The organism is Cardiobacterium valvarum, from assembly GCF_900460955.1.
Lineage (GTDB): Bacteria > Pseudomonadota > Gammaproteobacteria > Cardiobacteriales > Cardiobacteriaceae > Cardiobacterium > Cardiobacterium valvarum.
This window is the reverse complement of the sequence record NZ_UFUW01000001.1, coordinates 1,158,982-1,184,083: the sequence shown is the minus strand read 5'-3', so window position 1 is coordinate 1,184,083 and position 25,102 is coordinate 1,158,982. Positions and strand designations below refer to the sequence as shown.

The window sequence follows — 25,102 nt, the reverse complement described above, 5'->3', positions numbered from 1 at the left end:
TTACTCCATAATAATGATTTGCGATTTCTGTTCCTTTGTCATTTCTCTATTGATAAAATCTGTAACCATTGCTCTATTTTCAGGATTTAGATTTCTAAAATCTAAAGGAACAATATGCGCCTTATTTGTATGATCAATTAATGTGTCCTTAATTCCTGCTTTTCTTCTGTTAAAGTTTTTTATAAAATAATCATTTATGCCTATTCTACTCCTTTCATTATTTACTGTAAACATAAAATCTACGGTCTTGCCATTATTAGGGCCACCTTCAATGACAAAATCGGCATTTGAATTATCTTTTTCATTTAGTCTTCTTAATTTTCCTCCTAGAATATTTTGAAGTTCTACTGCTGCACCAGCTTCTCCATGTCTGAGGGTATTCTTTGTGTGCAAGTCAGGCACGTTAAGTCTATTAAACTCATCCAAATTTACAGCTTCCGTTAGCTTAATACGAGTCGGCCCCTCTAGCACAATAGTAGTTGTTCCTGCATTCACTCCTTTCTGCGGCTGAATCACGATTGGTTTCATGCCGCTTGGCGGATAGCCGCCAAGCTCATGGGGGGTTGCTATGCCTTTATAAAAATTGACGGGATCGACTTCTATTTTAGGCGACGCTTTTGTAACAACACTTGTCCCATTTGCATATAATGCACTATTCGCCGTTTGAGAAATTGGTGCAAGATTGCTGTTTCGCAAGAGATTGGCGGTAGCATTCTCTTTTATTGCTGCATTAATAATGTCGTTTCCGATGCTTGCATCGGTCGAAACACGCGACCATCTTCCCATTCCTGCCGCAAAGAAATTACCACCGGCCTCTACTGTGGTCTTTTTCCATTGTGGGTCACCTTCCCATGCCTCTTTTATGCCTTTGAGGACACCGCCGATGCCCTGTCCAACCGCAAAGCTACCCGGGGTGGTGTTTCCTTTCCACTGTACCGCGTAGGGTTGGATGAAGACCACAGCCTATCGGGCTGCTGATTTCGTTGCGGGTCAAACGCGATTAGTGAAAAAGCCAGTGTTTATCCCGCTTGGCGGCTCTTCCATCTAGCGTAAGCCACGTGGACAAATAAGTTGCCACCCTACGCTTGCTTAGGATTAAAAAATTAAGACTCCTATAAAAATGATATAGAGAGCTAATCTAGAAAAAAGTAATAAAAATACAAATCCAACCCTTACTATAGAATAAGAAAATACTTTCGATATTCTATTTATACTAAATAAGATAAGTATTACAAAATAAGTGATTAGTATAAATGGAAATATATTACGATTGACGATATCCTAATCTCTTATGTTTAAGAAGGAAAAAATTGAGAAGCTAATATATGAATATATATCTATAAGAACAATTAATACTAGAAATTCTTTCTTACTCATTTGTTTTTCTCTCTTTGTCAATTTAGTGTTTACCCCGCTTGGCGACTTTTACCTATTGCAAACCGTGTGGGCAACAAGTTGTCCACTCTACGCATTGCTACGAGATCAATGAAATAATAATGCCTGCACAAAAAAATAAACGATGACTCTGGAAAGAAGTAATAAAAATGCAAATAGCATTCTTACAACAGGATAAGATAATGCTTTGGATGTTTTCTTTATGCTAAACAGGATGATGATTATGAGATATGTAACTATCATAACCGGAATAAAATTATACCTAAAAACATTCCAATAATAATCTTGAAATAACATACCTGCAAAGAAAATATATGTATATATATCAATCATTATGAACAAACATAAGGTTTCAATCTTGCCCATTACTCGTTTTCTCCTTATCAATTCTCTGAAATTCATCTATTGCCTTATAATTTGGATCTCCAAATTCACCAAATATATACTTAAGACCACCAGAATTATTTCTTCTACTATCATATGTAGTATTATCTCCTCGTCCACTGCCAAAATCCATCCATGGATCAACGTCATAATCCATATGGTGCATTGAGGCAACTGAAACTTTGGATGCTCCAGGAGGATAATAATTAAATGTTCCTGCATTGGAAGGTAAGGTAACAATTTCACCAGTATTTTTATTAACGATAACTTCGTACTGCCCATTCTTGTGAGAATATTTTGCATTAGGATAGAGTCCTTTTGGAGGAACTGTTGTTCCATCATCACTAAAATTATGGAAAGCATTTCTGTCGTTAGGCTCTAATTTCCAATTGTCTTCTAATTTTCCATTCTTTCTATCCCGCTTAAATTGCTCTATACCAGGTTTGTTTAGTTTATCTCTTAGAGTCACATGCAAGTAATAAAATTGTTCGCAATTAGCATTGTTTCTGCAATTATCATAGGCTTGATTGAATTCATGGTCTCTCTTTTCACTTAGTTCATCTAAGTCTCTCAGTTCCTTATATGCCTTCAGATATTCATCAGAAGGTAGCTTTCTATTGTAGCTAAAGTTTTCACTGCTCATTTCTTCTATAGTCTTATCAATAAAACTTTGTAGTTCTTTTCTCCGCGCATTCTCTTCCGGTGTTAGCCAGTTATTCTCCACCGCATTCTGTGCGGTTTTCCCTGCGTTGTAGGCCGTGGCGCTGTTGCCGCCCGTCATCGCGCCTGCCCCTGTCGCCAGGGCACCGATGGTCTGGCCGAGCGCGCTTTTTTCCGCCGCCGTCAGTTGGTCGATGTTTTTACCGTAGAGGCGTTTGGCCAGTTGCGGCGTACTGTATTCGGCGGTACCGGTTATCGCGGCACTGGCCAATACTTCGCCGGTGCTGCCGCCGTTCAGCGCAGTCCTCGCCCCTGCCATCACGGTGTGCAGGGCGATGTGCTCCGGCGTGCCTTCCAGTCCGCGTTTTTTGATTTCTTGGCCGATTTTGTGGGTGATGGCTGGCGCCAGGGTGTTGGCTATGCCGCCGGCTACGCTGTTCGTCGGCGTCAGTGCGCCGCCGAGCATATCCACCGCGACGGCCAGTTGTTCTTGTTGCTCGGCGCGTTGCAGTTGGGCAGCCCGCTTTTCCGGGTCTCTTTGGTATATCGCTTCCCGGCGGTTTTTTTCCGCCCGTTCGCGCAGCTCGCCTTTGGCTTCTTGTACGGTGCCGGTGAAGTTTTTCATCACTTGGGCGTTGGTGCGCACGCTGTTTTCGACTTTCGCCGCATCAAAGTGGGCATCGGCCGCGCCGCTTTGCTCTTTCGCGGTCGCGAGCGTCATGCCACGGTTGGCGTTACGGATGGTATCGGCCACGCTTTCTCCCGTCAGCGCTTGTTGGCCCGCCGCGTCGTTGATGGTGATGTTCGCAGTGTTGATGCTCGCGTAGGTGGTGCCGCGATCGTTTTTATTGGTGCGGTCATAGCCGAAGCGGCTGCTCATGCCGCTTTCGCCTACGTTGATGGGGCTGAAGTTTTCGCCCAGCCACTGGATTTGTTGTGAGGTGCCGTTGTTTTTGTCGCCACTAAAGACGGCGCTCAGGCCGAGTGCCATGCTTTTGCCTTTGTATTCGCTGTGGTTTTCCAGGTCTTTGCGGATAAGGCGGTCGGTGCTGAAGTGGTTTTTGCCTTCGGCTTCGGCTTTAGCCGTGCTGACAAAGGTCGCGCCTTCAAGGGTGGCGGTGCCGCTGTTTTTGATGCGGAAGCCGTCGTCGCCTGCGAAGAAGCCGCTCTGCCCGCCGAGGGTGGCCTGCTGGGCATTGGCAACGGCGTCGTTTTGCTGGACGTCTTTTTTCCAGGCGTTGATGCGGGCGTTATTGCTGTTGACGCTCGTGATGGCGTCTCTGCCGCCGCTTTCTTTGTTGATGGTTTTTTCGTTTGCCCAGACGCGGGTTTTTTCGTAATCGATGCCAAGGGCGGCGCCGGCGCCGTAGAGGACGAAGCCGGAGAGGGCGAAGTTGTTGCTGTCGTAGTCCATGGTGCCTTGCGGGCTGATGGCGACAAGGTCGCGCGTGTTGCCTTCCAGGCTTTTGCCGAGGAGTTGGGCGCCGTTGATCAGGGTTTTGCCGTCGCCGATGTCGGTGTGGCCCTGCAGGCCGCCGATGTGGCTCAGGCGGTAGGTGGTGCTGTTGCCGTTGGTTTCGCCTTTGCCGATGTTGGCATTGGCGGTAAAGCCGAAACCGCCGCCGTTCGGGCCCCACATGATGGCGACGCCGCCACCGCCGCCGCCACTGTGCCGGCTGCTCTCGATGGTTTTGTGCACGCTGTCGGCAGCGAAGGTCTTTTTGCCTTCAGCGGTGATGCTGTGGCAACCGGAAAGGCAGACAAGCAAAACCGGCAGCAGCATCACTATTGCCCATAGGCTAAATGTACGCTGTGCCGGTTTTGCGGTAGAAGTCATGTGGTTACTGGATATGTAAGGGATACAGGCATTATGCATGTTTGAGCGCCAGGCGAGATAAACACAGGGTTTGCCGTCAAGCGAGGTGTACTAGCTTCGCCCTCAAGCGAGGTAAACGCTGGGCTCCCGTCAAGCGAGATAAATGCTGGGTTCGTGCAAAAAAAAAATCCGCCGCAGGGCGGCAGATTTTTGGTTTTTGCCAAGGCGAAAGTGTCGGTTTTTGGCATTGGTACCTGTTTCACCATATAGACAAGCAGCAAGTTGGCCTACCCTATGCTTGCCTGTTTTATTTTGAAACATCCGCATTTAATTCGGGGAGTTTGATAAATGGGAAGAAAATTTTGTATTTATCGTATATATGCGAATTATCACGTAATAGCTTGATTGCTTCTTCCTTGCCGATCCTAGGATCATAAATATCTATGCCTCTTAGGAAAGTAATACCTAGGATGGCGTCTTCCTCTTTATCATTAAGCTCACTGTGAGGTACAAATCCTATAACTTGGGTTAACTCTGATAGATAATCATCAAAGGTAACAAGGTCAAACATATATAAGGGTATGTTATCAAACTCTGTATCATTAATTACTCTTTCAAGCCACAATTGAAATTCTTTACTAGAAATTGCCTTACAAAATAAACAATGTATAGCAAATGATAAATCCGAGCTTCTCTCTCTATAGATATTCCACATTTTTATTTCCCTTTGCTCATAGCATTTCCGCCAATGTGACCAGTTTCTTTATGTAAAGTTTTATCAATCAATTGCATTCTACCATTATCCTGATGGTGATGCCAGATAAAATCCGGAATTTCGGGGCTTCCGCTACGAATAGCTGCTAATTGCTCAGGCGTAAACATTGATGCCCTAACCTTGCCATTATCTATAGCCTTCGCTAAATCTTTAGTAGCAAGTCTCATTTGTCCTTTTATAGGAAGCAGAGTTAAAAACTGAATATTCAATCTTGGTGTCAAATTTGGCATATTTATCAAATATTGGGAATCCTTTTAGATCAAAAGGTACACCGGTTTCCGGATGCCGCTTTCCTGCGAGTCTTACGTTTTTCATATTGACGGGTGGGACAGTCGTTGATGTAACGTTGGCAGCAGTAAAATTATTTTCGTAATAGCCACGCCATTCTCTACCAAACTGTAGTGTGTAGTCATTGACGGTGTTTGGCAGCCTTATATTGATATCAACTGCCTTGCCATTAACGATCTGGACTTCTGAATATTTAGGACCACCACCTGCTTTCCAGTTCGGATTTTCGATATAGCTAACGGTTTTCCCTTTTGTATTTTCAAAGAAATAGACAGTCTGGCCGCTAATTTTTGCTTCTCTTACATTAGGTGGCAGTGCATTCAGGCAATCGTTATGCACCCAAACGCCGCCGGTACCTTTTTCTCCTTTGATGAAGTAAGTGTGATAGTCGGCGATGGTCAGGTTGTAGGCTTGGAGTGGTTCTTCCGCGATGCGGACGCTGTGCACGGTGTGCCAGCGTTTGTCATCTCCCAGCAGGCGGTAGCCTTGTTGCAGTTTGGCGGCTTCGACCCATTGCGCGTTCTTTATTTCGCCCCGGTAGTCGTGTCCCGGCGCGGCGGTGAGCGGGGTGTCAGCCTGTGCGAGGAAGGGGTGGATGGTGTGTTGGAGACGATAGTTTGGCTTTCGCCGCCCGGTGCCGTGAGGGTGAGGTAAACCGTTTCGGCGTAGTCGTTTTGGTAGTGTGCCGTGACGGGTTTGTAGGCAGTGTTGCCTGGTTTTTCGTCGGCAAATTACAGAAATTCAGTGTTTATCCCGCTTGGCGGCTTTTTCAGCGATCACAAACTGCGTGGGCAATGAATTGCCCACGCTATGCTTGCTGCTACCTATCATTATTTTTTTGCTTTTGGATAAAGTATTCAGACATTGTTTTTAAATATTTTTTTGCTTCTTCTGGTGAGGATTGAAAATTTACGACTCCTCTGACTTCTCCCGTTTTACTCACCACAACAGCGCAATCCAATAACCAATTTTCTGGTGGAAAAACTATTCTTTCATCGCGAAAGAACATCCAGCATGCCTCTTCTTCTAAATAAGTATCAGACATATATGGTGGTTCAATATTATCTAGATGAACTCTCTTAAATATTAAATACTTTATATAATCTAATGCCAATTCTTTAGCTTTTTCAAGTGAGATTTTTTTTGTCTGTCATCATCTAACTCCAAATGAAATTTATAAATTATCTTTCAGAGTTACCACTTTGCCAATTTGAGGATCAATAAAATATACCTCCCCGTTTCTTTTTACTATGCTTATTGCATGCGATATACCACTGGGCTGTTCAATTATAACAGCTTCAATTGCACCATTTGGTTGTTCCATCATGAATTTAATAGCCTGTGTGGGGGGCTTTATACTAGTGTTATAGCCAAACGGTATGGTTTCTAATAAACCATTTTTGTCCACATATCGAGTGGCCTTTTCTGTAATGGCATCATGTTTTCACCCATTAATCTTTTTGTCGCCGCATTAACGCAATTTACACAATTTATGTTTATTTCAGACGGTATCCTTTTTTAAGATTAACACTTTGCTAATTTTAGGTATTTCAAGCATAATTCTTATGATTTTTTAATATCGGTGAGCTATTCAGATATGAATATCAAAGATTGCTCTTAATAAAATACTCAGACATAAATTTCAAATATTTATTAGCCATTTCAGGAGTTGCACGAAAATCTGCTATTAATCTAACTTCACCTCTTTTACTTACCGCAACAGCGCTATCTGCGGGGCCTTTATCCGGAGAGATAAAAATATTATCATGCCGAAAAAAGAACCAACATCCTTCACTTTCCATATAATGGTCTGAAAGGAAGCAAATATCTTCTCCTGCATCTAAGTCGGCCCAGTCAATGAGTATATCTTTGAGAGCCTTTTGGGCTACTTCTCTTGCTTCTGAGAAAGTAATAATACTATTGTTTGACATCTAAAAACTCCTTATATTTTATACCAAGCCTAATCTCTAAATTAGGACTTAATTCTACTATTTTCCCAAGTTGTCCATCAATGAAGTATACTTCACCGCCTCGATTGACTACACTTATTGCATGAGATATTCCACTAGGTTGCTTAATAACTATAGCGCCTGTAATACCATCACCAGCTTCTTTCATTGCAGCTATTGCTTGTGCAGGCGTTACAACATCTGGACTAAATCCAGTCGGCATGCTAGGTAATAGGCCATTTGGATTAGCATATAATTTAGTATTATCTGCTATTGCTTTGATATCTCTAGGATTTTTTCCTGTTAGCCGTTGTGTAACTGTATTTACACAGTTTACACAATTTATATTAGTTCCAGGTGGTGCACCTACTTTGTAATGAGGGTTGATGTCCGGATTGGTTAATTCTGGGAAAACTTCATCAAGAGACTTTACGCTAGTATATATTCCGTATTCCGCACTACCAACACCTTTAGACTTGGGTATCAATTTATTAGTTACATTACCTTTGATGCTTTGAACATTCCTATTGCTATAGAAATTCGTACCATCTGTTATCCCCGGCACCTGCAATGTTTTTGTATCCAATGCTCCGGCAGTTTTGTCCGGTAAAGAGGCTTTATTCCACTCTACTCCCTCGATACGCCATGTAGTACTCGCCGGGTTGGGATGAGGAAAACTGCTAGTACCAACAGGAGATTCATTATTAATCGCCGCACGGTTTACATAGTTATTTTCTGTAGGTCGAGCTTTGCCTCTAGCCGTCTCAATAGCTGAAGATTTGTTGCTAATTATCGCACGGTTTGTATATTTAGAGGGGGCAATATTGGTACTAATAGGGTGCATGTACCCCATACTAGCAACCAGTCCTATATTATGGGTGAAATTTATTGTTTTATACCATAGTTCTGCTGCTTCTTGGCTTATATTCCAATTATTTGCGATTGTTTTAACAATATTATCCCGATTTATTTTTTCATCTTGTGCCGCATATAACCCTATAAGCCTATTTACATTTTTTTCTCCTATGGGATATATATCACGCATACGAGCAGTATATGAATTTCCAATAGAGTTATTATAGCTATTTTGCATGTCTGTTAGAATTTTTCTGTTTTCGACACATGCTGCTGATGATAACTCTTGGCAAGAGTTTATTAAATTATAATCAAAAACCTCATCCTTTATATTAAGTTCTTTAATTGTATTTTCTAGCTTGTTTTTCTCTTCTTCGTTTTTATAGGCTTTATGCTTAAGTAGTACTCTTGCATCATGTCGTTCTTTTTCTTCATTCGCATACAAGGCATTATTCTCCACCGCATTCTGCGCGGTTTTCCCTGTGTTGTAGGTCGTGGCACTATTGCCGCCCGTCATCGCGCCTGCCCCCGTCGTCAGGGCACCGATAGTCTGGCCGAGCGCGCTTTTTTCCGCCGCCGTCAGTTGGCTGATGTCTTTGTCGTAGAGGAGTTTGGCCAGCTGCGGCGCGCTGTATTCGGCGGTACCGGTTATTGCGGCACTGGCCAATACTTCGCCGGTGCTGCCGCCATTCAACGCAGTCCTCGCCCCTGCCAGCAGGGTGTGCGCGGCGATGTGTCCTGGGGTGCCTTCCAGTCCGCGTTGTTTGGCTTCTTGTCCGATTTTGTAGGCGATGGCCGGCGCCAGGGTGTTGGCTATGCTGCCGGCTGCGCTGTTCGCCGGGGCGAGGGCGCCGCCGAGCATGTCCACCGCAACGGCCAGTTGTTCTTGTTGTTCTGCGCGTTGCAGTTGGGCAGCCCGCTTTTCCGGGTCTCGTTGGTATATGGATTCTCGGCGATTTTCTTCTGCCCACTTGCGCAGGTCGCCTTTGACTTCTTGTACGGTGCCGGTGAAGGTTTTCATCACTTGTGCGTTGGTGCGCACGCTGTTTTCGACTTTCGCCGCATCAAAGTGGGCATCGGCCGCGCCGCTTTGCTCTTTCGCGGTCGCGAGCGTCATGCCACGGTTGGCGTTACGGATGGTATCGGCCACGCTTTCTCCCGTCAGCGCTTGTTGGCCCGCCGCGTCGTTGATGGTGATGTTCGCAGTGTTGATGCTCGCGTAGGTGGTGCCGCGATCGTTTTTATTGGTGCGGTCATAGCCGAAGCGGCTGCTCAGGCCGCTTTCACCTACGTTGATGGGGCTGAAGTTTTCGCCCAGCCACTGGATTTGTTGTGAGGTGCCGTTGTTTTTGTCGCCACTAAAGACGGCGCTCAGGCCGAGCGCCACGCTTTTGCCTTTGTATTCGCTGTGGTTTTCCAGGTCTTTGCGGATAAGGCGGTCGGTGCTGAAGTGGTTTCTGCCTTCGGCTTCGGCTTTAGCCGTGCTGACAAAGGTCGCACCTTCGAGGGTGGCGGTGCCGCTGTTTTTGATGCGGAAGCCGTCGTCGCCCGCGAAGAAGCCGCTCTGCCCGCCGATGGTGCCCTGCTGGGCATTGGCGACGGCGTCGTTTTGTTGGACGTCTTTTTTCCAGGCGTTGATGCGGGCGTTGTTGCTGTTGACGCTCGTAATGGCGTCTCTGCCGCCGCTTTCTTTGTTGATGGTTTTTTCGTTTGCCCAGACGCGGGTTTTTTCGCCGTTCAGGTCGGCTGCGAAGCCGTAGCCGTAGAGGACGGAGCCGGATAGGGCGAAGTTTTTGCTGTCGTAGTCCATGGTGCCTTGCGGGCTGATGGCGACGAGGTCGCGCGTGTTGCCTTCCAGGCTTTTGCCGAGGATTTGGGCGCCGTTGAGCAGGGTTTTGCCGTCGCCGATGTCGGTGTGGCCCTGCAGGCCGCCGATGTGGCTCAGGCGGTAGGTGGTGCTGTTGCCGCTGGTTTTGCCTTTACCGATGTTGGCGTTGCCGGTAAAGCCGAAACCGCCGCCGCCCGAGCCCCACATGATGGCGACGCCGCCACCACCGCCGCCACTGTGCTGGCTGCTCTCGATGGTTTTGTGCACGCTGTCGGCAGCGAAGGTCTTTTTGCCTTCGACGTTGAGGCGGGTGATGGCGCTGCCCGCCAGGTCGGAACTGATGACGTCCAGGGTGCTGCCTTCGCCTTTACCTTTGATGTCAACGTACACGCCGCTGTCGCCGGTCATCTGACTGGGCAGCAGGGTATCTTCGTGGGCTTTGTGGTGCACGGTGCTGTGCTGGCCGCCCAGGGTAATCTGGATGTTGATGAGGTTTTTGTCGGTGTTGCCCTCGGATCTGTCCAGGGCTTTGCGGAGGGCTTCGATGCCTTTGTAGTTGGCCCAGGTGTTGTTGAGCGTGTTCATGGTCCGGACGCGGGCGTTATCGCCCTCGCTCAGGGTTTTCATGGTTTGCAGGGCGGTCTGGGCGACGTTGACCACGGCGCCGCCCAGGTTGGCGGTGAAGCCGGTCTGTTTGTAGTGGCTGTGCATTTCGTGGTCTTGGCTGCCGCGCGCCGCACGCAGGCTGCCGCTTTCGGCGCTGAAGTAGATGTTGCCGGCGCGGTTGCGTTCGGTTTCGCTCATCTGCAGCCATTGTTCTTTGGTGAGCGGCCCGCCTTCGCGTCCAGCATGTACCAGGGCGCCCGTGCCATCGTAGTGGCCGCCCGCCTGGATGTGGATGTTGCCGTCGATCGCGCCAACCAGGGTCGGGGCGGGGGCCTTGATGTCGAGTTCGGTCTCGCCGCTCTGACGGCGGCTGCCGAGGAATACGCCCCAGCCGCCGGAACCCATCAGACCGGTTTTGTGTTTGCTGTGTTTTTCGACGCTGCGATAGCTGTTTTTGCCGGCTTTAAGGTTGATGTCGCCTTTGTCAGTATGCAGCATGGTGCCGTGGTCGCTGACGATGTGCATGCCGGTGGCGTTGATGTCGCCTTGTCCCGCCGCCACGACGACGGTATCGCCGGTGATGGTGCCGGCTTTGTTCTGATGGATTTCGGTTTCGACGTAGTCGCGCGTGTGGGTGCGTTTGAGGAAGCCGCGTTGTTTGCTTTCGCGGGCGCTGATGGTGTGCTCAACAATTTCCCCCGCCTCGGCGTCAACGCCTTTGGCACCGTAGAGGTATACCTGGCTTTTGCCGCTGTCGAGTTCGGCGGCTTTCATGGTCAGTTTGCCATCGGTGGCGATGACGGCCAGTTTGCCGTCGCCGCTGGTGTGCACGCCTTTGTGTTCGCCCCGGTAGTGGTAGTCGTAGTTGCCCGCGTTCTTTTTGTCGAGGGTTTGTTCGTAGACAAATTCTGCACCCAGGTCGGTTTTTTTGCCCTGGATGAGGGTGGTGCTGGTTTTGTCGCCGAGGTCGAGTGCGGTGGTGCCGATGTTGGTTTCGTCTGCTTCGCCGAGGATAACGGTGCTGCCCGTGGCGTAGCGTTTGAGCCGGCCTTCAGCAATGATGGTGTGGCTGTTGTGGTAGCTCTTGCCCGCGTCTTTGGCAGCGTTTTCGTTGTGGTCGGCGGTTTTGGGCTGGAAGTTGAACTGTTTGCCGGCAGTGGCTTTGAAGTATTTGCCGGCATTGATGGTGCCCGCGCTGCCGTTGTAGGTGTCGCTGGCATGGACGTCGCCGTGGTTGCTGGTGTATGTACCGCTGTGGTCAATGTTGCGGTAATCAAGTTTGAGGGTGTCGCGACCACCAATGTCGCCGGCGTTGTTGTGGTAGTTACCTTTGAGGGCGATGCGGTTTGCGCCAATGGTTGGGCGGCTGGTGTCAAGGTCATCCGGGCGTTTTTGTGCATAAACTTGCGGCACCTGGCGCACGATCTGGCGGCCATCGGGCAGGGTGATGGTTTTGTTGACCATCAGCACGACGTCTTCGCTGAGGCTCTTCATGTGCTCGGCTGTCAGAGCAACGCCGGGGGCAAGTTGCAGTTTGGCCCGCAGGCGTTCGCCGGCAGCAACCAGCGCGTTGAATTGGCTGCTGTCGTCCTGGTAGCCCTTGAGGTAGCGGTAGCCGGTAAGGCGGGCGATTTGGTTTCTGACGAGTTCCTGGTTGTAGTAGCGGTCGCCGATGCTGCGGCTGAAGTCGATGTAGGGCACGCCCTGCGTGGTACCGCTGTATGCCGCGCCTTTGTCGTTCAGGTCGCTGTAGCGGTCGTAGTGCGGGTTCATCGGCGTGCGCATCAGCTCGCCGTTCTCGAAGAGTTCGGGGCGGCGTTTTTGCAGGATGCGGGCGAAGGTCGGGTCAAGGGTGTAGAGGCCCCGGGCCGGGTTGGTCGGGATGCTGTCCGGAGCGGCGATGTTGTCCGGGTTGATTTGGTAGAGGCTGTTTTGCGGCAGTGCGGGCTGGTAGTCGCTGATGGTTTGGTAGGTGACGGTTTTGCCGTTTTTGTCAATGGTGTCCACGATGGTGGTGCCGTTGTTGCCACCGCCACCGTTGCCGCCACCGTTGCCGCCGGGGGAGGGAACGCCGCCACCACCAGTACCGTCGTAGCGGTTGCCACCGATATTTAAGCTCCCCAAGGAAATTTGAACTGGTTCGGTAATATTGGGCGGGGTGTAATTATTGAACATCTGGTAGTCATCACGAAACCAGCTGCCAAATTTGCCATTTACCGCGCGGGTAGTGCGCCAACCGTCCCACAGGCTGCCGTTCAACATGTTTTGCGCCGTGCCGTCAATGCTGCCTGCCGTGATGTGTCCTTCGTTGTTCGCGCTGTCGGCATTGACGGTTAGGTTGCCGCCCACACTGATCTTGCCGGGTGCAACGTTGCGTACCACACCGACACTTTTTCTAATATGTAATGATATTTGGTGTGGTGTCCATGAGGGGTCTGGCTTCGATATTCTTCCGGGATCCACTCGTTCTTCCTACTTCGGTCCGAATAGAAGGTGACTTCTTTCAACTCGTAAATATCGTTACCGATAAATTTCCGGCTGTCGATGTTTTCGATGCGGGCCGCATTGAAAGTAGCATCGCCATCCGCATTGATTTCGCCATTGTTGTCATTGCGCAGAAGATCTGCCTGTCCGGTTGCCTGGTGATTGCCATCGAGGGTGCGGCCAACATGGAGGCCGCCCACGCTTTCGATTTTCGCGCCGTGTTCGTTGATGATTTCACCGGCAGCCAGGTCAATGCGATCGGCGGCAGCGATGGTGGCACCATCGAAGTTTTTCAGGCTTTGCGCCTCCATCGCAACGTGTCCGCCCTGGATTTTTGCCCTGTGTCTGTTTTCGATGGTGGTGCCGGCTTTGAGCAGCAGGGTACCGTAGGCGGCAATCTGGCCTTCGTTGTTGATGAAGCCATCGCTGGTGATTTCGGCGTTTTCTTTGAATTCGAATTTGGCATCGGGTGTGAAAGTTACGCCCTCCTTGGCACCAATCTTCGCCCAGCCGCCGCTGTAGTGCGGCGCATTGAAGGTGTAGCGTTCTTTGGTCTGGATGTCCATGTTGCCGCCGGTGCGCACTTCTTCCAGGTCATCAATACGGCGCGCGCGCATTTGCAGGTCGGCCCAGCTTTTCACTTTGCCGCCTTTGACGCTATCGACGTCAACGTTCAGGTTGTTGCCGACGATGTGGCCGCCGCTGCTGTCAATGGTGGTTTTTTTGCCATCAATGCGCAGTTCGTCCTGGCTGACGATTTGTCCGCCCCGGTTATTCAGTTGTTCGCCGTCGGTCTCTATGTGCAGTTTGTTGCGCCCGATGAGGTGTCCGCCCTGGTTGTTGATGTCGCTGCTTTGCAGGTGGTATTCGCTGCCGTCAATGCTGCCGCCCGTGTTATCGAGCTTCGGGGTTTCTATGTGCAGCTTTTTGCCGCTGTGGATGTTGCCGCCGTTGTTATTGAGTTGCGGGGTTTTGATGTGCCAGTCTTCTTCGGTAGCCAGCACGCCGCCGCTGTTGTTAATGTTGCCGGCGACATTCAGGGTGAGGCGGCCCCGGCTGGCGATTTGTCCCTGACTGTTATTAAGCTCAGGGGTATTGATGATGACTTCCTTGTCGCTGCCGATGTTGCCGCCTTTGTTCGCAAACTGCGGCGTGTTTACGGTGATACGGGTTTTGCCGGCCAGTTTGCCATTGTTATCCAGCTCGGCGGCATCAATGGTAGTTTCGTCTGAGGCGGTTACCGTGCCGCTGTTTTTGAGGTGGCGGTTGCGCAGGTAGAGTTGTTGTTGGGCGTGGATAAGGCCGCTGTTGTCGAGTTTTTCGCCGCTGATGCGGCTGTTCTGGTTGCTAATGATGCGGCCGCTGTTCGTCGTGTTTTGTGCTTGTAATCCGATGTCACCGCCCGCCTGGAGTTCTCCCCGGTTGTTGACGTTTTGGCTGTTGACGGTGAGCGTCTCTGCCGCGCTGAGCTTGCCGCTGTTTTCAGTGGTATCGCTGTGGATGGTGATGTGCTGCGCACTGGCGGTGGTGCCGCTGTTGCTCAGTGTCTTGCCATGCAGGGCGATGTTGTTGCTGTACAGTTCGCCTTGCTGGTTCAGCTGGGTGAAATTCTGGTATTTCAGTTCGCCGCCCGCCTGGATGCGGCCCCGGTTATCCAAGGTACCGTCATTTAGGGTCATGTCACCGCCGGCCAGCAGCTGGCCGCTTCCGTTGTCCCAGTGTCCCCGGTTGTAGAGGTGCAGGTTGTTCTGGGCACTGATGCTGCCGCCGTCGTTACTGGTTTTTATGCTGTCAATACGCAGGGTGCCGGCTTTCACCTGACCGTGACTGTTGTCCCACCGTTTGCTGATGTTGAATTCGGCTTTATCCGCGACTTCTATGCGCCCGAAACGGTTGTCCAGATTCTGGCTTTTCAGGTGCAGGGTGTTGGTTTGCAGGCTGCCGTGCTGGTTGTTGATGTCGCCTGCATCAAAACGCATGCTTTGGCTGCGCAGGGTGCCGTGGCTGTTGTCGAGGTTTGCGCCCTGAGTCAGGGTGAGGCGGGCAAATTCGCTGTCCTGGTGATTGGTGAAGCTCTTGCTTGCCGTGACCGAGAGCAAGTGATTGATTTCAAAGACGCCCCGGTTGTTGAAGCCGGAGCGGATTTTCAGGCTGCCTTCGGGGCCGGCGGATTCGCCCCCGCTCGTGCCCGCCGCGCTGCCTGCGCTTGTCCCCGGTTTTCGGGTGCGGATGCTGTTGTACGGGCTGGTCGCAGTGTCGTAGTCGGCGGTATGGATGTTGAGCGAGTAGGGGCCGCGCTGGGTGATGGTGCCGCTCTCGCGATTTTCCAGGCTGTCAGCGCTGATATTAAGTAGCTCGCCGGAGATGTTGCCGCTATTGTCAATGGTGTTACCCGCGTTGAGATCGAGGGTGCTGCCCGCATAGAGGGAGCCGCTGTTTTCAATGTTATTGCCGGCGTCAAGAGCCAGGGCTTCGCCTGCGCTGATCAAGCCGCTGTTTGTAATATTTTGTCCTGCTTTCAGGTTGGCGCTGCTGCCAGCGCTAATGCTGCCGTCGTTGGCAATGTCACGACGGGCGTAGAGACTGAGGGTGGTCGCGCTACTGATGTTACCCCCTCCGGTGTTGCTGATTTGCCCGGCGCTGATGTCAAGCGGCGCGATGCTGTTGATGCCGCCCCGGTGGTTATCCAGCTGACCCTGAATGATGATGGGTTTTGCGCGTTCGAAGTTGAGGGTACCGCTGCGGTTGTCGAGGCTGCTCGCCCGAATGTCGGCATTTTCAAAGTGGCTTGTGCCGCCGCGGTTGTCGAAATTGCCGTCGCGCAGGGTGATTTGGCTGATGGTGACGGTGCCGCTGTTTTGGTAGTCACGAGTATTGAGGTCGATATTGCCGCCACTACTGATGTTGCCCCGGTTGTCTATCTTGCCGCTGGCGGTGATGCGGCCAATGGCGTTGCTGTTTTTGCTGTCGGCGTTGTTTTGGGTTTCCGGGGTGTTCTTTTCTGCTTGCTCTTGTCCGGCTGTACGCGCCTGCAAGGTAGCCTTGTCGCGGTTGCTGAATGCGTTACTGCGCAGGTAGAGGGTGTTGTTGCTGTTGTGCCACAGTTCGCCGCTGTTTTGCAGGTTTTCCAGCTGGATGTCGAGGGCATTGGCTCTGATGTTGCCGCTGTTTTCCAAGGTGCCAGGCAGCTGGATATTCAGACTCTCTGCCTGGAGGGTGCCGGCATGATGCACGCCGACGCCCTGTTCTGTGCCGATGAGGCGGATGCGGCCTGCGTACATGCCTCCAAGTGCACTGCTGTCCACGGCGAAGCGCGGCGCTGCATATTGTTCGTCCGTATTTTTAGGGGTGATGCTGCCGTCGGCTCCCAGGCTGTTGTTGCCGGTGATGAGATCCACTTGCCCGGCACCTGCCTGGATTTCTCCGTTTAGCTTGATTTGCCGTGCTAGCAGGGTGGTGTAGTCGTGTTGCTGCGCGTTCAGTCCACCGGGGGTGATTTCGATCAGGCCATTCGGTGCACTGTGTTGCACCGGCCTGCCCTGTTCGATAGCGACTTGTCCGGCGGTGTATTGCACTTTGCCGGCGTTGATAAATCCTCCGTTCACCATCAGCCCCGCCGGATTCGCCACGATGACGTCGGCTTTTTGTCCGGCAATTTCCACCATGCCCTGCAAGTGGGAAGGGTTTTGGCTGCGTACCTGGTTGACGATAAGCGCCGCTTCGCCCTTGGCCAGATGCGGGTTGCCCGCCACCACACCACCACTCAGGGTCGCACTGTCTTTGCGCGCGTTATTCATTACGGCGCCTGCCGCGTCTATGTCAAATTGACTGTAGCGGTTCATCGAGATGCCGGAGGCGTCCGGAGTCTGGATGTCGATTTGTGGCAGGCCGTTCGCCGTTTTCAGGATGACCGGACGTTCGTGGGCAGGGGCGCGATCATCTTCGCTAATTACGCTTTCTGCCCAGAGTAGTTGTGGGCTGAGGCCACAGGCCAGGGCAATGCAGGCCGGCAGCAGACGGATGCGGATTCCTGGCGTCCGTCTGCTATATCCGCCATGGCTTTTGCCCTTACCGCGTGCGTATTCCCAGGTAACAATAATTTGTTGCAGGGCTGCACTGTAGATGGTTTTGTAAATTCCTTTGTTCATGGTTGTCCTCTGTATTCAGGTGGTGCGGGCAAGGCCCGTGGTTGTTGTACTTGATGGCAAATTCAGCGGTTTTCCCGCTTGACGGCGGTTATTCAGGCTTCGTCATTGCCAGTGGTAGCCGGCGCTGAAGCCAAGCACGAAGCGGTCGGTTTTTTTCCAGTCTCGTGATTTGAGAATCGGGGTGCCGATAAAGGCGTCGTATTGCCAGCTCCCGTGGTAATTCACCGCGCCGCGTACGCCCAGTACCGTACCGGCGATGAATTTGTCCCGTAGCCAGGCGGTGTTTTTGCCCCATACCTGGCCCATGTCCGCCCCTAGGTAGAGCTGGTGATTCGGTTGGTAGGCCCAATTCAGGGTGTTGCGCCAGTACCAGCCGCTGTCGCCGGAAAGGCTGTTGTTCTCGCTGAAGCCGCGTACGCTGTTGCGCCCACCCAAGGTCAACAGATCTAGGGAGATGAGGCGCCTGTCGCTGTATTGCAGGTGCAGGTCGTTCTGCCAGCTCCAGTTGCGGTTTTTATCCAGCTGAACATGCCAGCCCGAATCCAGCGTCCAGATGCCCGCTTTGGCGTTGCCTTCGTTAAAGCCTTCCTCCGGTACAGGGTCGGCACCAAGCATCCGCGTTCCTTTTTTGTAATGGATAGCGCCCTGAAAGACGGCTTGTGGGAAGAGGATGCTCTGCCGTATGCCCAGCTGCCAGCCAGCCGTGCGTCTTTTTTGCACGTCAATTTCCGCACTACCGATGTAGTTTCGGTTTTCTCGCCACCACAATCCGGCATCAAGCGTGGTCTTCTTGTTCTGATCGCGATAAATGGTATTGCTGATGTCGGCGGCAAATTTCTGGTTGTTGCCCTTGTAGTGGTAAACGCGGGCATAGCCGGGGATGACTTGGTCGTAGTGGTAACGGCTCGCACTCAGACCTAGCTGCCAGTCACGGTAGGGGATCGTGTAGTTGAGGTAGTAGTTATCCGTAGAGGTTTTGTGCCGCTTACCCTCGCGGTCGCGCAAGCGTGTACCCGGTTTGAGGGTACGGGTGTAGCTCGCATAAAAACTGTCACTAAAGTTCAGCGGGTTGTCCACCGCAATACTGGCGGTTGCCAGGTATTTGCCCAACGCGTTGCTGCCGCTGTCATCAATGAGGAAACTAAACTGGTAGGGGCGTCCGGTCTTCGTCCAATGCACGATCAGCTCGCTCTCACCTTCGCGTGCCGCTGGCGCAATGTCAATGTTGGCGTCCAGACCGCTGAGACGGCGCACGTTATCTAGCGCTTGCTCTAGTTCACGTAGGTTGAGCACTCGTCCGCGCAGGTGTGTAAAGGTTTTTGGTGTCCGCTGTACGCCGTTTTTCTCCTCGCGGATGGCCGCTATTTTCCCTGGTAGTACGGCAAGTTGCAGGGTGTCCTGCTGTGCGCCTTGTGTCTGCAAGACAACGCGTGTTGTCACCCAACCATCGGCAATCAACTGGTTTTGCGCCGCTTTGATGATATCCATCACTTCCCCGGCGCGGATGCAGCCTTGTGCTTTGCCGTAAGTGTTTGATCCTCTCGCTTGCAGATGCTGGGTGTCCACAGCCCGTTCCAAATAGCGGTAAAAAGCACGACTGGGCGCTTGCAGCGTGAGGTTCTTATAGCTGGTGCAGGCTTCGCGTGCTTCTTGCGATAGCGGCGTTTCGTCAGCAGCGGGGGCAGAGAAGTCAAGAGTGGAAAAATCTTGCGGTGTCACGCTTTGGTTGAGGCGCTGCTGTCGTGCCTCGGCACGGCGGTAGATCAAGTCGGGGTCAACGGGAGCGGTTTGTTGTGCCGTGGTAGAAATAGCTCCCAGCAGCAAGAAACAGGGGAGGTAGCGCATAGGCCTTCCTTGGATGATGGTCCATCCGTAGTTTGATTGTATAAATCGTATTATACCACCTTTTTGAACGCCCCTAAAAAATAGGCGATGTCCTGACAAAGGATGCGCAATGAATTTGTCAATGGCTTTATGACGGGAAACCCGAGGGAATTTTCCTTGAGTTCAGAGATCGTCCAATACCAAAGAACAATAGGTAGAGAAAGAGGGGAGGGGAGCTTGATAGAAAGAGAAAGCCCCAGTGCCGCTCTGGGTTCTACCGGACCTTCCACATCATCCGATGCGGGGGTTCCTCGGCCCAGGCGGTACTGGAAGCATTAAACAAACTACGCTATCGGCTTTGTTCCGTCAAATTGGGGAAGCGGGGTGGATGACACGCTGACGTGGGTGAGCGTGGCAGAGGAGAAACATTAACAGCCCAAGCGGTAAACATTACGGTTCATCTTGTGGGGAAAAGCAGGGTGTGATGTAAAAGTGGGCAAAAATCGAAAAACAGCGGGAACCACGGGAACCACATTGTTTTTTAAAGAAATAGGGCGGGAACGTTGCTGGGAACCCGGCGGGAACCGGCTAGGTGCCATCTGCTTGATCTATATCAAAATTCCCATCGGGTTCCCGTTAGATTCCCGTTATGGTTCCCGTTGTGCTGGTAATAAAATCAATGGGGTTCCCGCTGTTTTTGCCGTTCTCGCATCAGGCGTGCGAGTGCGTGATGCGATCCTTTCTGATTTCTTGCCGTTACAGATTGCCCATATTTTATCCATGTTCACCTGCCTTCCCGGGCGGATTTCGGGGCATCCCGGCGATTCCCATGTACCCGCTAGGCAGCATCATTCCACCGCCGCCGCTGTACCGCCCAAACACAAATAAACCGCCCGTAGGCGGCTTGTCGCATTTGTGGACGGATCAGGTGTCTTTCCCTTCCTCCGCCTCTTCTTCGCCTGCTACAGGCAGCTGGGCACCTTTGAAGCGGTAAACGCGCAATAAATTGCCCCTGACCTTGCGGCGGTGCTGCCAGCGGCGGTCGCCATGGCGGCTGCCTGCAGGGCGCGCCAGCCAGCCCATTTTGCCGCCGAGGATGTCACAGGCATCGGCGATGCGTTCTTTGTCGCCGTCGCAGAAGTGGGCGACGAAGACGGCGGGCAGTACATCGTACAGTGCGCCGTTTGCCTCGTCCCAGACGTAACCCGCCCAGTCGTTGGGATAGAACATTTGCCCCTCGCTCAAGCGCACGAAACGCGGCAGCAACAGGGGAAAGCGTTCTGCCGCTTCGCGTATCCGTGCTTCTTCGTAGCTGCCCCGGGGTTGCAAGGCGTACCAGTCGGCGAAAGCTTGCATGACGCCTTCGCGCGCGGCTTCTGCGCTGATGCCGCTGATGCCCCAGTCACTCGCCTGCATCAACGCGGCGGCGCAGAGGGCGAAGATACGCGCGCTACGTCCCTGTTGCGCGGTCATGGGGTGGCAGTCGTGTGCCTCTCCCAAGAACGCTGTGTACAGTGTTTTCAGCCGTTTTTCCGCCTGGGTGATGTCCTTCATCAGGATTTGGATAAAAAGCCGCCCTGCGCTGCCATAGGTGGTTATAGCGGTATAGTTGAGGTGGTCAGTGAAAGCACGGAAGTCGGGGAAGCCGTGTTTGTCCTCCAACCGGTGCGGGATGGACGGGCAACGCACCATCTGCCCGGCCATCATTTGCCGTCCCTGTTTGCCGAAGTGGGCTTGCAGGCTGGTTTCGCCGCTGGAGATCGCGAGGACGCGGAAGCGTAATTCCGGGCGATTGCCGCCTTCTTTCGCCCCTTGCAGACGGGCGCGTCCGTTGGCAATGGCGTAGGCGCAGGTTTCTACGGCCTGTTTGCTGTCTTCGCCGATTTCGTTGAGGGAGAGCAGGCCGTCGTTGCGCGCGGCGGCGGCGTTGGTCAGGGCGTAACCGGTGGCGTTCCAGCTATGGCCGGCGTCGCGGCCGTGTCCCCACACCGATAGCGCCACGCGTTGCAGGGTGCTTTTGCCACTCGATGACGGGCCGTAGAGGTGCAGGATGCCGCCTTCCAGTCCGAAACGTTGCAGCAGCGGGGCGGCAAAGGCGGCGCCCAGCATCAGGCACATGCGGCTGTTACCGGCGGCGTAACGGCCGATGCTGTCGCGCCATTCGGCAAGAGTGCCGCGCGGGGTGAAGGCGTCATGACCATGACGCGGTGCGGGTTGCTGGAAGAGAATATTGTTCGCGCTGCCGAGGGTGTCGCCGTTGGGCAGGATGTAGCCGTGTCCGTGTCAACCGGCGGTATCGGTCAGTGTCCAGCGTTGCGGCAGAGGTTGGGCTTGCAGGTAGTCGGCCAGGCGTTCCTGCTGGCGGCGGGAAGTCGGAATGCGGCGGATGTGGCGGCGCATGATGCGCCAGCCGTTGCGTTCACCCACTTCCGCCCAGGGTAAGGCGAAGTGCTGACCGTTGTGCTTGAGGATGTAGTGCGGTTCGCCGTTGTCGTCGTAGGCATCGCCGACCACCTCGAAGGCATCGCTGATGCGTTGCGGCTCGCCGTTGCCACTATCGAACCACAAACCGCCATCGCGGCAGGTAAAGCGGGGATCGCTCATGCGGCACCGCCCGTCATTTGGCAGCAAGCGTTGCTTGCGAGGGGTACGCAGACACTAGCGGCGATATCGCTGCGCGGCAAGGGAAAATGGCACGACATGACAGTCTCCTTGCTGATTTCAGAATAACCATTGCCATTGCTGCGAACCCAAAAGGCGACGTACAGGGGATTCGCATTACCGATCAAGTAAGAAAATAGCGTTACCACGTATACCGCCATAAAAACGGGCGCAAGAATAGGGCATAAAAAGAGCGCACATAGCACTCATTACGCTTGTTGAAATTCGGGCTGCATAATTTGATTGCCGTTTCTTACGGTAATGATATTAAATGACACAATCACGATAACCATGGCAATAATCAATAGGAAAACATTTATCCTTGATGAATTGAATTAACCGGAATGGCCTTGTGCGGTAATAGCAGCAATCCATGTTTGAATATCGCGGCTGTTCCAGGCAATCCATCGGCTGCCAATACGGATGGGTTTTGGGAAACTCGCATCGTAATAGGGACTATCCGGATTACACCGATGCCAAATCGTGGTGCGCTTCAAACCCACTATCGCGCTGACTTCATCAATGCGTAACAGGCGTGCTTCGCTTTCCTGTGTTGCAAAAGAGGGAGACGGGGGTTCGTTCATGACAGCTTCGCTTTCCTTCATGGCTTCTTCTCGCTGGTTTGTAGGTCATCGCATCATAGCGGGGTTGCAAAGGGGCGTCGCCCCTTTGGCACGAACGGTTGGGGCAAATCGTCAGATTTGTAAACAACCGCCGTCGTGCCCTGTCAAAAAACGGCAAATTGGTAATGGCTTGAAAAAGCAGACTTCGAACACTATTGAAAGAAACAAATAATACAGAATTACCATTTATTCAGAATAGTCAAAAATGGTTTAATTGAACCAATGACAGAGAAGGGTTATTAGCAGAATGGATATAGGGATTGGCACGAAAGTGTGTCAATACTGACACAAAGTTGGGTCAATAATTAGGGTCAACATTGATACAAAGCAGGGTTAATTAAGTGGTTATTGACACAAAAGGGAGCAATATAGGTATAGTGTGCCAATGCTATTTATCTCGCCGTAATACAGCGGCCGGATGCCGGAATAACTATTGTCATGACATCCGTTCATAATTTGAAGAAAAGGATAGATACGATGCCAATAAAGAAGATAAAAATAAAACCCGAACAGTTCTTGAAAACAGTTCGGGCCAATCGCCGACCGGCGCATAATGACCGGCCCACCGCAGGTTTATACTCCTAAGCGATTAAGTCGCATATTATTCCGCATGATGGCTAAAGGCAATGCGCCTATGGTTTCGACTAGCCCCTACATGGCAAGCGGTAGGCTGCTGATGAAAAGTCATGATATAGGTCGCCATTATCTGTACCAGGATCAACGGAATGACAAATTGGGCAGTTATTATCAATAATCGCTCTATCCCCCGCTGCTAATCTGCGCGCGTAAATAATCGGCATACCATTGCATCATGCGTTGCCGTTCTTCCAGATATTCGGCGCGGTTATAGGCTGCCCTGACCTGATTGCCCTCACGGTGCGCCAGCTGTCGCTCGATGGCATCGGGATTCCATTGCCCGCTTTCGTTGAGGATGCTCGAACCCATCGCGCGAAAACCGTGCGGCACGGCGCGTCCGCCATAGCCCATGCGCTTCATCGCCAGCGACAGGGTTGTGTCGCTAAGGGACTGGTTGCGGTTGCCAGTGATGAAATAGGGGCTGTTGTAGCGGTTCAGGGCACGCAGTTCGTCCAGTGTTGCCAGTGCCCAATCTGACAGTGGCACTACATGGGCAATGCCCATCTTCATGCGCTCGGCGGGAATATGCCATTGATCGCCGTGCAGTTCCGCCCATTGTCCCAGCCTGACTTCGCCGCTACGGGTCAGGGTCAAGATCAAGAGGCGCAATGCCAACGCCGTTTTACGGTTAGGATAGCGCTCGAGGCATTGAAAGAAGGCAGGGATTTCTGCCGTCGGCAAAGATGGCTGGTGTCGAACCCGGTTTTGCGCGCTGCGTACCGTTTTTGGGGCGGATAAGGCGGGATTGAGCGTCGCCCTGCCGGTTTGGATGGCGAAGGCGAAAACAGCACTGATGCGCTGTTTGACGCGGGTTCTGGTTTCGGGTTTATCGGCCAGCCGGTTCAGGATGCTGACGATGGCAGGCGGCTGGATCTCGCTGACGGCTTTACTGCCGATATGTGGGAAAACGTACTGCTCCAGGGTGTGGATGACCTGCCAGGCGTGTTTCTCGTTCTTCCACGCGGGGCGCTGGTGGGCGTACCACTCACGCGCGACTTTCTCAAAGTTTTCTTGCTGCTTTTCTGCCTGTTTCTGCTTCTGCTTGTGGCGGTGCGGGTCGGTGTCTTGCGCAAGCAGGCTTTGTGCGTCACGGTGCAGTTGCCGCGCCTGTTTCAGCCTGACTTTTGGATATACACCCAGTGACAGGGTGCAATCCTGGCCGTCAAAGCGGTAATCGTAACGCCAGTGTTTGCCGCCAGGCGGGGTAATGAACAGATGCAGCCCGCCGCCGTCAAACAGTTTGTAAGGGCGCTCGCCTGCCGGGGCATTTTTGATGGTCTTTTTGGTCAATCGCACAGGGTCGGCGGGATTGTAACCAGCGGGAATGAATCCCAAAAGAACCCCGTTTTTCATTCGTTGCGCTTAAACGGACATGCAACTTGCAAACACAAATAAACAGGAACTTCTTGTTACAGTCTGTTTATCGAGGACTCTTTACGAAATACCAAACGGATGCAGACGAAAAAACGCCATGAAACATGGCGTTTTTGCTGAATTGGCGGAGAGACAGGGATTCGAACCCTGGGAGGGCGTGAACCCTCGCCGGTTTTCAAGACCGGTGCATTAAACCACTCTGCCATCTCTCCGTTGTAAGGGAGTGTATAGTACGCACTTTTTTATTTCAGCACAACACCCGCTTGGGGCTGCCATCTTTTTAAGAAAGATGTTCATAGCCTTCATAGCAGGACTCCCTAGAAAGCCAAAACCACCATTTACAGACTGGTGCTCAACTTACGCTCGCAGTTTCTCCAAAGCCGTCTGTTCTTTTCCAGCCAGGAAAAACTGCGCTCTACTACCCATCGCTTCGGCAATACCTCAAAACGGTGCAACTCGTTTCGCAATCTCTACCTCCGCACCTATCAATTATATGCCGCTTGATACCGCTCACTTTCTTACCCGCATCGTAGCCTTTTTCCATAGCGGTATCCGTGTTCATCACACTCTGCACATCAATAATCAGGAAGGTGGTTTCTTCATGGCGTCCCTGCTTTCGACGTGCTGCGGCCACCTGATTTTTTTAACGCTTCCTCCTTCGTACACGACAAAAAAATAAAACCCGCTGAAAAACATAGCAAAGTGTAAGTTTTGCGACGACGCACACCATGCCAAATTCCAGCGGGTTTTCCGACATCTTAAAGCAACACCTTTCCTGGCACAAAGCAAGAATTGA

The 25,102-nt window shown here is 51.9% G+C and carries 15 protein-coding genes, 1 tRNA gene and 4 pseudogenes; 1 reads left to right on the top strand and 19 read right to left on the bottom strand.

Annotated elements, in window-relative coordinates; genetic code table 11:
* The 13 genes and pseudogenes from DY250_RS05735 to DY250_RS05680 form a co-directional block, all read right to left on the bottom strand.
* A complete protein-coding gene (locus DY250_RS05735; protein WP_115611457.1) occupies positions 1-960 on the bottom strand; it encodes a hypothetical protein in 960 nt (319 codons plus the stop codon).
* A gap of 787 nt (positions 961-1,747) precedes the next feature.
* Complete coding sequence (locus DY250_RS05725; RefSeq protein ID WP_172542230.1) at positions 1,748-4,222, bottom strand: hemagglutinin repeat-containing protein; 2,475 nt, start codon at positions 4,220-4,222, stop codon at positions 1,748-1,750.
* Between the two features lie 340 nt (positions 4,223-4,562).
* Complete coding sequence (locus DY250_RS05720) at positions 4,563-4,970, bottom strand: hypothetical protein (RefSeq protein ID WP_115611454.1); 408 nt, start codon at positions 4,968-4,970, stop codon at positions 4,563-4,565.
* A gap of 2 nt (positions 4,971-4,972) precedes the next feature.
* Positions 4,973-5,197 (bottom strand): HNH endonuclease, encoded by a 225-nt coding sequence (locus tag DY250_RS05715; protein ID WP_115611453.1) that lies wholly within the window; start codon positions 5,195-5,197, stop codon positions 4,973-4,975.
* Between the two features lie 37 nt (positions 5,198-5,234).
* Positions 5,235-5,378, bottom strand: a pseudogene (locus tag DY250_RS15195) (MafB family polymorphic toxin); the annotation flags it as partial.
* A gap of 279 nt (positions 5,379-5,657) precedes the next feature.
* A pseudogene (locus tag DY250_RS15190) lies at positions 5,658-5,846 on the bottom strand (polymorphic toxin-type HINT domain-containing protein); the annotation flags it as partial.
* Positions 5,843-6,031 (bottom strand): annotated as a pseudogene (locus tag DY250_RS15070) (polymorphic toxin-type HINT domain-containing protein); the annotation flags it as partial. The pseudogenes DY250_RS15190 and DY250_RS15070, both read right to left, overlap by 4 nt.
* Before the next feature lie 107 nt (positions 6,032-6,138).
* Positions 6,139-6,363 (bottom strand): hypothetical protein, encoded by a 225-nt coding sequence (locus tag DY250_RS13665; protein WP_147293461.1) that lies wholly within the window; start codon positions 6,361-6,363, stop codon positions 6,139-6,141.
* Positions 6,364-6,492: 129 nt separating this feature from the next.
* Entirely contained in the window at positions 6,493-6,726 is a 234-nt protein-coding gene (locus DY250_RS05700; RefSeq protein WP_147293460.1) for a toxin glutamine deamidase domain-containing protein, read from the bottom strand.
* Between the two features lie 196 nt (positions 6,727-6,922).
* Entirely contained in the window at positions 6,923-7,249 is a 327-nt protein-coding gene (locus DY250_RS05695) for a hypothetical protein (RefSeq protein ID WP_115611450.1), read from the bottom strand.
* On the bottom strand, positions 7,236-12,905 hold the full coding sequence (locus tag DY250_RS05690; protein ID WP_115611449.1) for a hemagglutinin repeat-containing protein: 5,670 nt from the start codon (positions 12,903-12,905) through the stop codon (positions 7,236-7,238). Before DY250_RS05690 ends, DY250_RS05695 begins: the two co-directional genes overlap by 14 nt.
* A complete protein-coding gene (locus tag DY250_RS05685; RefSeq protein ID WP_115611448.1) occupies positions 12,890-17,188 on the bottom strand; it encodes a two-partner secretion domain-containing protein in 4,299 nt (1,432 codons plus the stop codon). Before DY250_RS05685 ends, DY250_RS05690 begins: the two co-directional genes overlap by 16 nt.
* A 102-nt stretch (positions 17,189-17,290) precedes the next feature.
* A complete protein-coding gene (locus DY250_RS05680) occupies positions 17,291-19,033 on the bottom strand; it encodes a ShlB/FhaC/HecB family hemolysin secretion/activation protein (protein ID WP_115611447.1) in 1,743 nt (580 codons plus the stop codon).
* A 582-nt stretch (positions 19,034-19,615) separates the two neighbouring features.
* On the opposite strand from DY250_RS05680, the gene DY250_RS13660 reads away from it, so the two are divergent.
* Positions 19,616-19,900: a hypothetical protein gene (locus tag DY250_RS13660; protein WP_147293459.1), complete on the top strand. Its 285-nt coding sequence runs from the start codon at positions 19,616-19,618 to the stop codon at positions 19,898-19,900.
* A gap of 36 nt (positions 19,901-19,936) precedes the next feature.
* Here the strand turns inward: DY250_RS13660 and DY250_RS05675 are convergent, their stop codons facing one another.
* From DY250_RS05675 to DY250_RS05650, 6 genes and pseudogenes are all read right to left on the bottom strand, one after another.
* Positions 19,937-21,277 (bottom strand): DUF927 domain-containing protein, encoded by a 1,341-nt coding sequence (locus DY250_RS05675; protein WP_281270398.1) that lies wholly within the window; start codon positions 21,275-21,277, stop codon positions 19,937-19,939.
* 18 nt (positions 21,278-21,295) lie between these two features.
* Positions 21,296-21,616, bottom strand: coding sequence for a hypothetical protein (locus DY250_RS05670; RefSeq protein ID WP_115611445.1), 321 nt, complete (start codon positions 21,614-21,616; stop codon positions 21,296-21,298).
* A gap of 392 nt (positions 21,617-22,008) precedes the next feature.
* The gene (locus DY250_RS05665) at positions 22,009-22,278 is read right to left on the bottom strand and encodes a helix-turn-helix transcriptional regulator (RefSeq protein WP_115611444.1); all 270 of its coding nucleotides are present in this window, start codon (positions 22,276-22,278) and stop codon (positions 22,009-22,011) included.
* 777 nt (positions 22,279-23,055) lie between these two features.
* On the bottom strand, positions 23,056-24,228 hold the full coding sequence (locus DY250_RS05660) for a tyrosine-type recombinase/integrase (RefSeq protein ID WP_245951045.1): 1,173 nt from the start codon (positions 24,226-24,228) through the stop codon (positions 23,056-23,058).
* Between the two features lie 200 nt (positions 24,229-24,428).
* Positions 24,429-24,518, bottom strand: a tRNA-Ser gene (locus DY250_RS05655).
* 126 nt (positions 24,519-24,644) lie between these two features.
* Positions 24,645-24,949: pseudogene (locus DY250_RS05650) on the bottom strand (IS5/IS1182 family transposase); the annotation flags it as partial.
* Between the last annotated feature and the right edge of the window lie 153 nt (positions 24,950-25,102).

What these genes read in the sequence shown, in the direction of transcription:
- DY250_RS05725 (WP_172542230.1), bottom strand. Translation starts at nt 4,222, where the DNA reads ATGCTGCTGCCGGTTTTGCTTGTCTGCCTTTCCGGTTGCCACAGCATC.
- DY250_RS05720 (WP_115611454.1), bottom strand. Translation starts at nt 4,970, where the DNA reads ATGTGGAATATCTATAGAGAGAGAAGCTCGGATTTATCATTTGCTATA.
- DY250_RS05715 (WP_115611453.1), bottom strand. Translation starts at nt 5,197, where the DNA reads ATGAGACTTGCTACTAAAGATTTAGCGAAGGCTATAGATAATGGCAAG.
- DY250_RS13665 (WP_147293461.1), bottom strand. Translation starts at nt 6,363, where the DNA reads ATGTCTGATACTTATTTAGAAGAAGAGGCATGCTGGATGTTCTTTCGC.
- DY250_RS05695 (WP_115611450.1), bottom strand. Translation starts at nt 7,249, where the DNA reads ATGTCAAACAATAGTATTATTACTTTCTCAGAAGCAAGAGAAGTAGCC.
- DY250_RS05685 (WP_115611448.1), bottom strand. Translation starts at nt 17,188, where the DNA reads ATGAACAAAGGAATTTACAAAACCATCTACAGTGCAGCCCTGCAACAA.
- DY250_RS05680 (WP_115611447.1), bottom strand. Translation starts at nt 19,033, where the DNA reads ATGCGCTACCTCCCCTGTTTCTTGCTGCTGGGAGCTATTTCTACCACG.
- DY250_RS05670 (WP_115611445.1), bottom strand. Translation starts at nt 21,616, where the DNA reads ATGAGCGATCCCCGCTTTACCTGCCGCGATGGCGGTTTGTGGTTCGAT.
- DY250_RS05665 (WP_115611444.1), bottom strand. Translation starts at nt 22,278, where the DNA reads ATGAAGGAAAGCGAAGCTGTCATGAACGAACCCCCGTCTCCCTCTTTT.